The organism is Sphingobacterium sp. UGAL515B_05, assembly GCF_033097525.1.
Lineage (GTDB): Bacteria > Bacteroidota > Bacteroidia > Sphingobacteriales > Sphingobacteriaceae > Sphingobacterium.
The window spans coordinates 5,090,707-5,104,892 of the sequence record NZ_CP109907.1; the positions used below are offsets into that span (position 1 = coordinate 5,090,707).

The 14,186-nt window shown below is 37.4% G+C and carries 13 protein-coding genes; 9 read left to right on the forward strand and 4 right to left on the reverse strand.

The features are described 5' to 3' along the window. The first annotated feature begins 144 nt into the window (after positions 1-144). Positions 145-1,173 (forward strand): LLM class flavin-dependent oxidoreductase, encoded by a 1,029-nt coding sequence (locus tag OK025_RS21130; protein WP_317666703.1) that lies wholly within the window; start codon positions 145-147, stop codon positions 1,171-1,173. Here OK025_RS21130 and OK025_RS21135 read toward each other — a convergent pair whose 3' ends face one another. Beyond that, a complete protein-coding gene (locus OK025_RS21135; protein WP_317666704.1) occupies positions 1,174-1,755 on the reverse strand; it encodes a Crp/Fnr family transcriptional regulator in 582 nt (193 codons plus the stop codon). Positions 1,756-2,740: 985 nt separating this feature from the next. Here OK025_RS21135 and OK025_RS21140 point away from each other — a divergent pair. Then, positions 2,741-3,454: a 2OG-Fe(II) oxygenase gene (locus OK025_RS21140; RefSeq protein WP_317666705.1), complete on the forward strand. Its 714-nt coding sequence runs from the start codon at positions 2,741-2,743 to the stop codon at positions 3,452-3,454. A 209-nt stretch (positions 3,455-3,663) separates the two neighbouring features. Here OK025_RS21140 and OK025_RS21145 read toward each other — a convergent pair whose 3' ends face one another. Both OK025_RS21145 and OK025_RS21150 read right to left on the reverse strand, forming a co-directional pair. Continuing rightward, the gene (locus OK025_RS21145) at positions 3,664-4,287 is read right to left on the reverse strand and encodes a hypothetical protein (protein ID WP_317666706.1); all 624 of its coding nucleotides are present in this window, start codon (positions 4,285-4,287) and stop codon (positions 3,664-3,666) included. 16 nt (positions 4,288-4,303) lie between these two features. Beyond that, complete coding sequence (locus OK025_RS21150; protein WP_317666707.1) at positions 4,304-4,978, reverse strand: methylated-DNA--[protein]-cysteine S-methyltransferase; 675 nt, start codon at positions 4,976-4,978, stop codon at positions 4,304-4,306. Positions 4,979-5,163: 185 nt separating this feature from the next. Between OK025_RS21150 and OK025_RS21155 the strand changes: the two genes are divergently transcribed. The 5 genes from OK025_RS21155 (at position 5,164) to OK025_RS21175 (ending at position 9,738) form a co-directional block, all read left to right on the forward strand. After that, positions 5,164-5,625 carry an ester cyclase gene (locus OK025_RS21155; RefSeq protein WP_317666708.1) on the forward strand — a complete coding sequence of 154 codons (462 nt, stop codon included), beginning with the start codon at positions 5,164-5,166 and terminating at the stop codon, positions 5,623-5,625. A gap of 163 nt (positions 5,626-5,788) precedes the next feature. Continuing rightward, positions 5,789-6,502: a 2OG-Fe(II) oxygenase gene (locus OK025_RS21160; RefSeq protein WP_317666709.1), complete on the forward strand. Its 714-nt coding sequence runs from the start codon at positions 5,789-5,791 to the stop codon at positions 6,500-6,502. A 331-nt stretch (positions 6,503-6,833) separates the two neighbouring features. Next, positions 6,834-8,138, forward strand: coding sequence for a spondin domain-containing protein (locus OK025_RS21165; RefSeq protein WP_317666710.1), 1,305 nt, complete (start codon positions 6,834-6,836; stop codon positions 8,136-8,138). Between the two features lie 113 nt (positions 8,139-8,251). Next, positions 8,252-9,088 carry a helix-turn-helix domain-containing protein gene (locus tag OK025_RS21170; protein ID WP_317666711.1) on the forward strand — a complete coding sequence of 279 codons (837 nt, stop codon included), beginning with the start codon at positions 8,252-8,254 and terminating at the stop codon, positions 9,086-9,088. Between the two features lie 14 nt (positions 9,089-9,102). Further along, on the forward strand, positions 9,103-9,738 hold the full coding sequence (locus OK025_RS21175) for a peroxiredoxin-like family protein (RefSeq protein WP_317666712.1): 636 nt from the start codon (positions 9,103-9,105) through the stop codon (positions 9,736-9,738). A 387-nt stretch (positions 9,739-10,125) separates the two neighbouring features. Here the strand turns inward: OK025_RS21175 and OK025_RS21180 are convergent, their stop codons facing one another. Then, positions 10,126-10,761, reverse strand: coding sequence for a hypothetical protein (locus tag OK025_RS21180; RefSeq protein WP_317666713.1), 636 nt, complete (start codon positions 10,759-10,761; stop codon positions 10,126-10,128). Positions 10,762-11,091: 330 nt separating this feature from the next. On the opposite strand from OK025_RS21180, the gene OK025_RS21185 reads away from it, so the two are divergent. Both OK025_RS21185 and OK025_RS21190 read left to right on the forward strand, forming a co-directional pair. After that, a complete protein-coding gene (locus OK025_RS21185) occupies positions 11,092-13,083 on the forward strand; it encodes an AAA family ATPase (RefSeq protein ID WP_317666714.1) in 1,992 nt (663 codons plus the stop codon). After that, positions 13,067-14,038, forward strand: a complete 972-nt coding sequence (locus OK025_RS21190; protein ID WP_317666715.1) for a hypothetical protein — start codon at positions 13,067-13,069, stop codon at positions 14,036-14,038. The genes OK025_RS21185 and OK025_RS21190 overlap by 17 nt, the downstream gene beginning before the upstream one ends. Positions 14,039-14,186 lie beyond the last annotated feature (148 nt).

Sequence of the window (14,186 nt, forward strand, 5' to 3'; positions counted from 1 at the left end):
CCATTAAATCTTGCTTCACCATAAAAATGGGCTAATGCAGAAGGTCCGTCTTTCTTGATTTAGATCATCGTTTCACGCTTCAGAAAAATGGAAATTTGATTAGCTTTTCAATAATGGGAAGTCTATCAGATTAAATCAGTAATTATGGAAATAGGAATAGATAGCTTTATAGCTACCGGTGCATATAATGGCGGATTGAGTTCAGAAGAGAATATGACAGCCATGGAAGCCCTGCTGTCAAAGATAGCATTTGCAGATCAGGCCGGACTGCATGTCTTCGGGCTAGGAGAACATCATAGGAAAGAATTTCTAGATGAATCTCCGGCAGTAATATTGGCAGCAGCGGCAGCCAGAACTCAACAGATTCGTCTGACGAGTGCGGTTACTGTACTGAGTGCCGCAGATCCGGTAAGGGTATTTCAGGAATATGCAACATTGGATATCATTTCGAAAGGGCGGGCGGAGATTGTAGCCGGAAGAGGATCATTTATTGATGCTTTTCCTTTATTTGGATTCAATACGCAGGACTACGATGCACTTTTCGAAGAAAAAATCAAATTGCTTCTTGAAATACGAGATAATGAAACTGTAAGCTGGAAAGGGAAATTCCGGGCAGAGTTGAAACAACAGGCGATATATCCGCGTCCGGTGCAAGAGCAGCTACCTGTATGGATAGGTGTAGGAGGAACGCCACAGTCTTTTATACGTGCCGGAATACTGGGGCTCCCACTGATGGTCGCTGTTATCGGTGGTGAAACCCATCGCTTTCGTCCATTGATAGATTTATATTATGAGGCCGGAGAAAAAGCCGGACATCCACGGGAGAAGCTTAAAGTTGGGCTACATTCACTCGGTTTTGTGGCAGACACAACAGCTAAAGCTAAGAATCTTTATTTTCCGGGCTATCAGGAAATGATGGGAAAAATCGGGAAGGAGAGAGGCTGGTCTACGCCGACACGGGAAATGTTTGAAGCCCAGGCAGAGCCGACTGGCGCATATGTTATTGGCAACCCCGAAGAAGTTGCAGAAAAGATAGTGCGCCATAGTGAAGCATTGGGTGGTATATCGAGATTTACATTTCAGATGGATAATCCAGGGTTGAGCAAAGAGGATATATTCAGAGCGATTGAATTAATAGGGACAAAAGTAATTCCCCTTGTCAATCAATCCTGATTATTTTTTGATTGCCCGGGACCTGATTCTGCTCAGTGTTTCCTGGGTAATACCCAAGTATGACGCAATGAGGTGCTGTGGAAATCGTTGTGTAAATTCAGGGTAGCTATCAATAAGCATATTATAGCGTTCTTCAGCGGTCATACTAAGAGCAGCATTGATTCTTTTTTGGCTTGCATAAGAATAATTTTCATCCAATTGACGTGTAAGTTCATTCATGATTGGAAGGGAAAATACCTCTTCTGCAGCTTTCTTTGTCAAGATAAGCAAATCAGTATCTTGACAAGCTTCAATATTGAAGGCTGAGGGTTTGAGTTTAGCAAAACTCTCCCGATCACCTACCCACCAACCTTCAATATAAAGGCTCATGATGTGCTCGGCGCCTTTAACGTCTATACTGTATTTCTTCATGGCACCTTTGACAAGAAAGCCCATGTAATTACTTACGTCACCTTCCTGCAAAAATGCCTGACGCTTCTTGATCTTACTGGGAACAAAATTATTTTTCAGGATCCCAATTTCATCTGAAGCTAAGGGTCTGGATACCCGCGAATTGATATAGTTGATTAAAGTATCGTACATGAGTCGTTGTTTTACCTGACGTAAAAGTAAATATATTCAAAATATGACTCCTGCGATTTCTTAAATATTACTATTCCACTTTTTTAACTAGGTATGCAATTTGTACTAAACCTGATGGATAATTCAGTTGTTAATAGATAGTATACGATCTGTAAAATTTGACATGCATTCAGTTATTTTTCACATGCGCTATAGCATACATTTACTCTATTATTGATGTGTGTTATGTGCATGTTGACTGATTTCTTTATACATGTCTTACTTTTACAATAACTTAATAGCATAATTATCATGAGAGAACTTAATAGCATAATTATCATGAGAGAACTTAATAGCATAATTATCATGAGAGCGATCGTTACCGAACCTGAATAGTAAATTCATTTTCGATAGAGCGTTCTGAAAAATGTATTCCGGATACCTCTTTCACAAGACTTAGCTATCATCGTTTCCTCTTGGTAGAAAGCGGAACTGGGACACTTACCATTGATAAAAAAATCCTCAATGCATCATCGTTGATAGCTAGTAAGTTAACCTTATTTGATGTCTAATTCTTAATTACTATAGCAAAACTATAATCTGTCTCAGGAAGACATTGTGTTTTGTCGCAAGACATGAATGATATATGTTTCTAGCGATGGAATTTAAGTTTTTTTGTAAAGGGATTTCATTAAAATTATGAAAACTACTAGATCATCTTGAAGTCTAAAATTAATCCGTCTAGATTTTAAATAACTCTTGTGTTTCGTTGTTTCTGCAATATAGATAATTTATTCATTTTAAAATGAATAAATATTCCTGGAGACAGAACCTGTTCTTTTTATAAGCCTGATCATCTGTTGTCTCCGCACCAACAATACAATACAATACAATACAATACAATACAATACAATACATCAATTGAAGGCCTACTGATAAAATAGCAAATTTCGGATTTTATAGCCCAGCTTCTAACACTAATTTTGCCATTCTAGAAATCATTATTATGGACAATATGGAAACACGGTTAACGGCTAAAGATTGGCCGTCTATCACAAAGGAATTACACGCTAAGGGGTTTGTTACTGTTCGGGATGTACTGAATGAAAAGGAATGTAATGCGCTTATTGCTGAATATAATGCAAACGGCACCTACCGTAAAACAATCAACATGGAGCGTTATCGTTTTGGTCAGGGTGAATATAAATACTTCCAATATCCATTGCCCGAATTGATTACAACTATGCGGGAAAAGGTATACGCTGAAATAGTTCCTGTTGCCAACCGGTGGATGCAGGAGCTGAACATCGACAAGAAGTTTCCTGCAACACATAAGGCAATGAAAAAACTTTGCAAGGAACATGGACAGGAAAAACCGACAGTACTTATCCTAAAATATACAGAAGGTGGCTTTAATACGCTGCATCAGGATTTATATGGCGAGGTGTTTTTTCCGATGCAGGTGGTCCTCGTGCTTGGTCAGGCTGATAAAGATTATACAGGTGGCGAATTTGTAATAACGGAACAGATGCCACGGGCACAATCCAAAGCAAACGTATTAAAACCGAATCGTGGTGACATGATTATCTTTACCACAAACTTTCGTCCGGTAAAAGGAGTAAAAGGCTACTATAGGGTAAACATGAAACATGGTGTCAGCCCACTTCATGGTGGAAACAGACATAGCCTCGGTATTATATTTCATGATGGCCTTAGTTAACCGTTTAGGATACCATGTCATTAACACATAGTGGCTATTCAAAAGTTGGTACGCCAAGAAAACTCCCGCATTAATTCAGCTTCATCATTAGAAGGAGACGCTAGACCAATTTCACAGCTATCATTATCAAAGTAAGTATTTAAAATACCAAAAACATACTGACTAAATAGGTTGGGTGTAGTTACTTCTTTTTCTGCTATTGTATATTTTCACTTCTCGACACTTTTGTCAATATGCAATTGATATCCTGCTCGAACTGTTTCTACAATGGAGCGAGGTGTCAATATTTCAACGGTTTGATCAGGGATAGCTAGAATGGAATGATCATAACCATATGGTGTCCAATGATAAAGTCTTCCTTTCCAAAGAAGATAAAAGCCATCATTACTATTTATAAATAAGCCATCAGGGAGACTTTTGATCTGTTCGGGGTAAGTTACTTTCAGGCCTTTGGGACTAATGCGTTCAGCATGAATAATAGCATCAATTTCCTTGATTGGCGTTTTCATATCAAACCCAAATTGCGGATTACCTTTTATCCAATACTCCTTAAACCGCATATGGTCTCTGTATCTGCATTGAAAACAAGGTCTATGTCCAGCAGAAAATGCCGTTGCTTCATCAAGAAAGAAAAGCTCGGTCCAACGGTCAGGCTGCATAATTTCCCTGTGCCTACCTTTAAATTCAAGCATACAGATAATCCATGCTTTAATATTGTAGGGCTTTACTATTTCTTTTTGTTCATTATGTACCACACCGCGATTGCCAAGCCAGGTACCACGTGCTGTGGTTTTGATGAAAGAACCCTCCGGAGAGATTCGGTTTTGTAACATAATAAATAGCGATAAATTATATTTTCACAACAGGGTTTTCTTCAATTTCCCATCTCAGTATTCTTTCTTTCACTTCTGTACCCCAAAAGTACCCTTTGAAACCACCATCGGTATGAATTACCCTATGGCAGGGCAACAGATAACTAATAGGATTGCTTCCAACAGCTGTGCCTGTAGCTTGGGCATTCTTATTTGATCCGCCAATTTGTCCGTAGCTTGTAAACCCTCCAAGCGGAATATGGCTCAGTCTTTCCCAGATTTCGAGTTGAAATTTGGTTCCTTTCACATGCAATTGAAGGGGTAACTCCAGATGAGGACTACTCATCAATTGTATTGCAGCTCCATGAAACCGAGAGCCACCTTCTATTAGCGGATTTTGGGGTAACCTCCGCTTAAGGTCATCAAGTGCTGAAATGCGACTACTAAAATCAAAACCCAAGTAACAAATTCCTTTTGAGGTACTTGCGAGCATTATTTCGCCAAATAGAGAATCAGCTCGTTCGTAGACAATGGTTTCATTCTCATCGTCAAGAATCCAGGGCTCGAATTTAATATGGCCTGCTTTAGTCAGTTGGGTACTTTTCAGTAAATGACGCATTTGTTTTTTATCCCGGACATTCATTTTATTACTTTCTGGAAACATACTCGTCTGGACGAAAGATTGAGCAGAATTGATTATTCTATTTTTCATATTCCATATTCTTTTATGTATCAAAGTTACATTGACAATTCGTGTTTTTCAATCCGAATCTTGCTATAAATATGAAAAATAAACTCTTTCAGGAGCGCAAGATTCGGATTTTATCCGAGGGATTGACGAACTAGTTTTGAATTATCAAACAAACGTAAAATATCAACAATCTAAAAATTTGAAAAATGGAAAATCAAAGGACAAAAGAGGAACAAAACAAAGAAGTAGTGGTACGTTGGTTTACGCACTTTTGGGGTGAGACGGTCGACCTTTCAATTGTAGATGAAATCGCTGCACCTGATATGCTGTTAAAATATTCGCTACATGAAGCACGCAACGGCCGTGATAATATTGAGGCGTTTATGACCGAATTCCGTGCCGCATTCCCTAATCTGAACTTCTGGGCAACAGCAGACCTAATTGCAGAAGGGGATTATGTGGTTGGACAATGGGAAGGTGGCGGAACTCATAGGGGTATCTCATTTGATGATTTCCTTGCAGGCTCTCTCCCTGAAGCATCTGGAAGAAAAATGCACTTTACAGGAACAACTGTATTGAAAGTGGTTGACGGAAAAATCGTTGAGGAGATCGGTCTCGACGATGGTGTAGCAGCATTAACGCAATTAGGCTTACTGAAAACTTTCTAATCGCTTTTTTGAAAGAGAGGGGTCGGGTTAAACCCGACTTTTTTACGGCGCCATCTTCAAAACGATATCCTGCCGCATTACAATCAGCATCATGGAATAATTGAATAGCGACAGGATAAAATTGAAAATAAATTAACAACTGAAATTTTTAATAATAATAGTTATGCATACAATAGAACAACGACTACAGACAAAAAATTGGGATACGATTCTCGAGGCCTTAAATAACAACGGGTTTGCTATTGTTCCTGACCTTATAAATGATAGTGAGTGTGCCGAATTACTTCATGAGTTCAACGAAGAATACCGATACCGAAAAACAGTAGTAATGGAGCGTTATCGTTTTGGTAAAGGTGTGTATAAATATTTCAACTACCCTCTACCTAATATGCTGACAGAACTAAGGGAAAATTTCTATGGCTATCTTGCCCCCCTTGCTAACAAATGGATGGAGGTATTGAAAACAAAAACTCGTTATCCCCGAAAACATCACGAATTCATCGCCCGATGCAAAGAAAACGGACAAGAGAAGGCCACCGCTTTAATTCTCGGGTATGGAGCAGGTGGGTTTTGTGCCATGCATCAGGATTTATATGGCGAAGTCTATTTCCCGTTGCAAATAGTTCTATTCTTAGATGACGTTGATAAGGATTACACAGGAGGTGAGTTTATCCTGACAGAAAATATCCCGATGGCTCAATCCCGCACACATGCTATCAAACCAAAAAAAGGTGATGTGATTATATTTGCCACCAACTTTCGCCCAGTTAAAGGAGTCAAAGGTTACTACAGAGTAACCATGAAGCATGGTGTATCCACTATACACAGTGGCGAACGTCACACATTAGGTATCATCTTTCACGACGCTAAATCATAATAACGATTTACAGGAATGTAAACGACCTTTCATCGTATCTGTATATCGAAAATCGTTTCACCCCGCCTTGTTTACTCTTCCTAAAACTCCGGTATCAGTTTTTTCGCTATGTCGGAACTGAAATACCAGTTCAATTTGGCGTGACAGAAATTGCAATAATGAATGTTAAAAGTTGACATCCTTCGTCATTACCTCATTCAAGTATCCATTTGGTCGTCACAGAAATAATTCGCAGTGATTCGGGAAATCTGGACAAGCCTTCGGGAAATGACGATATTTCCCGAAGCTACTGTTAAAGCTAATTTTGTTTTGAATCTTAAATAAAAAAATTATGAGCACAATCAAAAAAATACGAAAGACAGCATCATACGCATTTTTGTGTGCGGGGAGCATTGCGCTGCTTGCTTCCTGCAACAATGATGATATGATCGCAGAAACGAGGACCAATACAATTACTATTGAAAATGTATTGGATGCAAAACCATTAGTAGAATCGGGTACTTTTATGGGAAAAGGCACACCGCCAGTAATCTTTCCAGGGCAGTCCATTAGCATAGAGTTTTATGCTGGAGCAGGGCAGGCGCTTTCTTTCGCGACAATGTATGGATGGAGCAACGACCTTTTTTTCGCTCCCGAAAATCCGGGCATAAACCTATATAGCTCAGATGGAACTCCGCTAACGGGAGATGTGTCTACCCAGATCAAATTATGGGATAACGGAACACGGATAAACCAATCACCGGGCATGCAGGTGACGCATCCCGGAGCCGCTGAGCTTGCTCCCAATAATATATCGGAAATAAACGGAAAAGATGCCCAAGGAAATAGTTACCTACCTGCATCTCAGTTGATGAAGGCAACGCTTGCTTATCAGGGCGATTCCCGGTTTAAGCTCACAATTGAAAATAAGAGTGGGGGTACTCCCAATGAAACTCCCTTCAGTCCGGGAGTGTGGACCGTTTCTTATGCCCCAGGGGGAGATATACTTGACAAAATGCCGATTTATACCAAAGGCCAGCATGCAGCAAATGGGCTTACGAATATTGCCGAGATGGGCGACAATACGGTGATGGACAGGTACCTCCATGGAATGACCGGAATTTTTACGCCACTTTCGCCGGTGCTTGTTGTTGTTTACAAGGGAGATGAAAACCCTTTCTATAAGACAGGAGAGAAAGACCGCAGCGAGGGCCTCAGTAATCTGGCACAGACGGGCAATGCGGATATACTGGCGTCAAAGCTAACGACCAAACCTGGTGTTAAAAAAGTTTATGTCCTGAAACAATCAACAAGTACTGTTCTACTTCCCAGAATTGGCAATGCTGAAGGAGGGAAGGTCATGCAGCAACTGGATATTGAAAAAGGGGATAGAATTGCGATTGCTACCATGTATGGGTTGAGTAATGACTGGTTCTATGCTACGAAAGGTAATGGAATCGATGCCACAAGAAAGGGGGATGTGTCGGATGAATTGTCGCTGTATGACAATGGAACAAAAAAGGACCAATATCCTGGCGCGAATATACGGATCGATCTTTCGGGCATGCCCCTTGGGGAGAGTGAGCCTATCCAGGAGGTGCCTAATCCAAACGTATTTTCGACTTTGCCACAGATTGTAAAAGTTACACTCAACTAAGATACACTGAAGGGGCAGGTTTCTTCTTGGTGGCTTAACCTGCTCATTTGTTGCTTAAACCTGTTTAATTCTTTGCTAAATTTATAGTACTGGATACTTTCAAAAGAAAAAGGATGAAATTAGAATATAAAAACGAAAAGACCAATGGAACATTCGTCGTTGGTAATGATAAATCTATACTTACCCATGCCGGAATTTTACGTGACAGCACAATAAATTCCATTGTATTTAATTTTCAGGAAGACCAGCTCGCATTTATCGATGAAGTACAATATACCTTTCCAAGAAACACGGTGCTCCCGTTGATGGCCAACCAGAATTTCAGGTTTGAACATCCTGAACAATTGATCGCCTGGCAGTTCAACCGGGAATTCTATTGTATCGTTGACCACGATGCTGAGGTAGGATGTGTCGGCTTTCTATTTTACGGCATCTGCAATCCCATGTTTATCGACCTCTCCCAACAAGATATTGATGATGTACAATTAACGGTGCAATTCTGCGAAACGGATATGCTGGTAAAGGATAGGATGCAGAACGAGATGCTGCGTACTTTGCTCAAGCGAATTATCATTAGTGTCACCCGTCTAGCTAGGAAGCAGACCTCCGACAATGTATTACTCACCGATGAAAAATTGGATCTTATACGCAAATTCAACCTGCTTTTGGAGTGTAATTTCAAAACTAAACATGAAGTCCGTTTTTATGCAGGAGAACTCAATAAATCACCTAAGACGCTTGCCAATGTCTTTTCTTTATTGAAATTTCCATCACCCTCCAGTCTGATACAAAAAAGGATTATGCTGGAAGCCAAACGTTACCTCAATTATACGGATAAATCAGCCAAAGAAATTGCTTATCATCTGGGGTTTACCAGTCCGGCACATTTCAGCCGTTTTTTTAAGTTACATTCACGAAATACAATTTCTGCTTTTAGAAATAAACATTAAAAATATCAATAGCGATGAGAAAAATAATCAGCTTAGTGCTCGCTGTATTCTGTTTTATGATTAATGTGGCACATGCACAACAAGATAGAGCTCTATCACAAGATATTCCGGAAATGGCAGTAGATATCAGTCCACTGCTGATCGGCGAATTATTCCCTTTTCAGGATTTAAAAGACGTCAATGGGCAGATCGTTAACATGGGGACGATAATTTCCCAAAAACCCACCATATTGGTGTTTTATCGGGGGGGATGGTGTCCGTATTGCAACCTCCAGCTCTCGGGGCTGCAGGAAATCGAAAAAGAACTGCTCGGATTGGGTTATCAGGTTGTAGCGGTAAGTACCGACAAACCTGAGAATCTTCAAACAAGTATTGATAAAGGACATTTATCATATACATTACTTTCAGATGCCGATTTATCGTTGGGAAAGAAAATAGGTATTGTATTCAGGGCACCAACAGCTTACCATAAATTTTTGCCAGAAACCAGTGGTGGAAACAACACGGATATGTTACTTCCCGTTCCGTCGGTATTTATCCTCGACAAGACAGGCAAAATAAAGTTTGAATATATTGAACCAAACTTTAAGGAACGGATCAGTCCTAAGTTACTTCAGGCAGTTGCAGGTGCGCTTTACGAGTCGCTTTAAAATAATGAACTTCCTGAGCACATGTTGTGTATAAATGTTTATTACTTAACGGGCGCTTAAAGAGTCAAAAAGGTGTTTCTGAAAAACCCCTAGCGTAATACATAATAGCTATTATTCGCCTGAGGTTCCTATTTTTTTGTATTCCAAAGTGCCTAATTTGTTTATGGCTGATAATACGCATAGTGCTAAAAACAAAAATGCCACGAATAGCGATTATTCGTGGCATCTGTATCATTTGGCGGAAAGGGAGGGAACCGAACCAATTGGCTCCAGACCATTTAAACGCACTTTTTTGAATACTTTTTTATTATTGCCACGAATATGGATTTTTATCTTGAATCAAAGAACCATCATCCGATTATTCATGGTAAAGTTAACATTTAATTTCTAACTGTTACTTTGCAATACCTTTATTTTCTTAGAGTGGCAGCAGCTTTTTGATTCTAATGTAGATGAAATCGTGTCATCATATATTCCATTTTTTATAGAGATTAGAATTTCAGGAAATTTTAATCTTAACTCATATAAGTAAGCTGTCTCAAATTCTGCTATTTTATTTTTTGGAATCTTATTTAATAGTCCTCTAGTTCCTGCGAACAAAACTGCTACATGATTCTTAACTTTAATGGGGCTACGCTCATCCTGTTTGAGTAATTCAACATTTCTGGAGCCTTTATCAAGAACTAATTTATTTGATGAATCAATATCTGATCCTAACTTTAAAAATGCCTCTATTTCTCGATATTGGGCATGATCTATTTTTATAGTTTGTGCCACTTTTGTCATTGACTTAATTTGAGCATTACCACCAACTCTTGATTGAGAAAGTCCAACATTTATTTCGGGGCTAATTCCTGCATTAAAAAGGTTACTTTCAAGATATATTTGAGCATTTGTGATTGAGATTACATTGGTAGGAATAAAACCGCCTAAATCACCAGCGACTGTCTCAATTACCGGCAATGCTGTAAGGGAACCACCTCCTTTAACATGTGGAATCAAGCACTCCGGTATGTCATTCATTTTTCTTTCTATTTCATCAAAACTTATTATTGTGGCTGCGTATTAAGACAATTATTAAATTATCCCCCCGAAGTAGTCGTCTTGAGAATAACAGTCGTTTAGAAATTAAAACTAAAAAACAATTACGTTCAAAATAAACGCGAAATGTCTTTTAATTAAAGTTCTTTCACATATATTTGAATTACCTGCAATGCTTGCAGATGGTGGAAATACAGAAATAGAGACCGAATTTGAAATGGAAAATAGTGATTATTTGCAATCTTGACTGACATTTGTAATAAAGGAAGTAAGAATGAATACTTTTAAAAAAATTATTAAAATCTAACAGTAATGCTTTTATATATCTGGGTAAACGAATACAAGCATATTAAAAAAACAGGATTCAATTTGAGTTCTCTTTATGAATTCAGTTTTATTATAAAGAAAGACAGCCATAAAACAAATGAAATTGTCGGCAGACTTGAATGCGTAAAGAAAAGAACCCCTAAATTATTTAACGACCAGATTATAGATGTAAAGGCAATAATTGGCGAAAATGGTTCGGGCAAGTCAACACTTTTGGAAATACTCATTCAAAACATTATGACCAAATCCAACTTCTATTTTGATGGGTTTATTATTACGGACAAATTTATTTTTAATCGGAAGGGAATTGATTTCGGAACATCTATTTCGGAAATCAAATATTTCGTTTTGGAAGAGGTCCTGAATGTTGAGTTAGTAAACTACAACAGAGATGAGTTTCAGAGAAAACTAAAGGCCTATGAAGTTCAAGACAGTCATCAAGGGCAAATAGCAACCAGTCATTTAAACCACATTTCAATTATTCATTACAGCCCGTTGCTAAACCTGGATAGGATTGCAAATATTGAAGGCGTTGCAGGAAGTTCTAGAACTTGGGAAACGGATTATTGGCATTACTACGATTATACTACGGAGAATTGTATTGTAGATGATTATCATGCTCTCAATATTGGTGAGAGCAGTTACTACATATCAGGGGAAAGTGAATTGCTGGCTCATAAGTCAGCAGAATCAAAACGAAATTTAGAATTCCTTTCAACTGAGATTTTTAAAGAATTGCCTTTTAAAAATCGCATTGAAAGTGTACACATTCGTTTGAATGATTTCTATCAAAGGTTTTGGGAAAGTATTGATAGTTTTTTGAAAGCCGACAATGATTTGGAAGGAAAAATTGAAGAAGTAATAGCTTCAATAAAGTTAAAAGCCCCAAAAGAAATGGACAATTTGAAGGAATTAGAATCAAACTTGTATGTGAGTTTTCTTTATGGAGCACTAAAATACGAGTATAAAAACAGAATGGACTTTGGCGACAGAGGAAATTCAAATGCGATCTTCTCCACAATTGAATTATTCCTTTCATCTACGAGCAAAACAAAAACTCAAAGAAGCACAATTGAAAGCTTTTTACAGAAAGCACAGTTCACAGATAAATTTAAGAGTTCAATTTTTTCTAAAATTAAAAAGGCTGTAGATTTCATCATTAAATCTCCTTCAATTATAAATAGAAGCAATTATCATTTTTCAATTCCGCTCGCAGATCCTGCTGTGTTGAAGGAGTTTGTCAAATTGTTTTTTGATGATTTTATTTTGGAAGACGAAGGAGATAAGCGAACGTTTATCTTTGATATTTTTTCAATTGAATTTGTTGGTTTGAGTAGTGGAGAGAAAAATCTACTCTCAATGTTTAGCCGACTTAAAAGAGCGGCTGATACTATTCCTAAAAGTCAATCCGATGTAGTTTTTTTACTTGATGAACCAGAAGTAACACTCCATCCTCAATGGCAAATTTCATTCATTAAATTATTGAATGAAAATCTACCCAAACTCTTTCCTGAGAAAATATTGCAAATACTTATTTCAAGCCATTCACCAATTTTGGTTTCTGACTTGCCGAAGAACAATATTCTTTTTTTAGAAAAGGATATTGTTACTGGAGAATGTAAAGTTTCAAAATTGAGAGATATGCAAAAAACCTTTGGAGCTAATATTCATTCGCTATATGCTGATGCTTTTTTTCTGAAAGATAAAGGAGGTGCAATGGGTGAATTTGCAAAGGGAATCATTAAAGACATTATTAATGAATTGAATAAGGAGGCACCCGAGAATCCAGAGCATTTAAAGATCATTATAGAATTAGTTGGAGAGCCTTTAATTCAGAATCAATTATTGGAATGGTTTTATAAGAAATTTCCGGAACAAAGAATAGAAAATATTGACGAACGAATTGCATTTCTTGAAAAGGAACTCAATTCAATCAAGGAAATTAAAATGAGAGGGAAGAATGAGAATAATAAATAGGATAATTGATAACAAGGGTAACTTAGTTTCGTTTAAGAGTTTTGGGGACGAGTATTTGAATTACCATAAAGCAGGTTGGACAAATTATTTTGATAAAGCAAAAAACAACCTTGAAAATTTAGCAGAAGAAAAAAATGGTAATCAACATGATTTTATAATAGATTTGATTGATGATTTAAATGATATAATCAAAGCTACTCCAGATCAAATCCCGGAACATATTATAAAATTTACAACGGGTCAATATTTGACTACTTTGAATGATGAAGTTTTTAAAAATGAAATTGAGGAGGCATTTGGATATTCTGCGTTCAGAAAAAGTGCAAAAGCATCTTGGTTTGCAGAAAGATTTGGAATTAGTGCATGTCTTTATTGTAATGCTCAATTCACTTTGGCGATTGGAAAAGACGGCACAAAAAAGAAATTACTTTTTCAGTTAGACCACTTCTATAATAAATCAAAATTTCCATTTCTTTCTCTTACACTTGGAAATTTAATTCCATCTTGTTCAACTTGTAATATTTCGAAAAGCAGTAAGTCATTTACTTTAATCACTCACATTCATCCGTATCACGGTGATGCAAACATTATGTTTGATTTTTACATTGATGAAAACAATGCTCTTGAATACTTAATTGGAAATAGAAATTACAAATTATTAACTCCTAAAGTTAATGTTGTTGACCCAAGATTTGATGACCACAAGACAACTTTTGGCATTGAAGCAATTTATGAAAAACATGCTGATGTTGTTGAAGAATTATTATTGAAATCTCTTTATTACAACAAATCAAAAAGAGAAGAACTGGAAATGGAATTTGCTGACTTGAATTTATCTGGAAGCGTAATTGACAGATTTGTTTTAGGTAATTACAGTTTGGATTCAGAAATAAACAAAAGACCTTTATCCAAGTTGTCAAAAGACATCGGCAAACAATTAAAAATAATAAAATGAACTCTACTAAACTTATTAGAAAACTATTGACATCTGGTGAGGTTGTAATAGTAGTTTTGCGCTAAAGAGATTCCCGGTTTGTAAAATTCCTAAATTCAAACTTTTTGCCATCCTTTGAGCCTTTATTATTATCATAATTTAATTGATC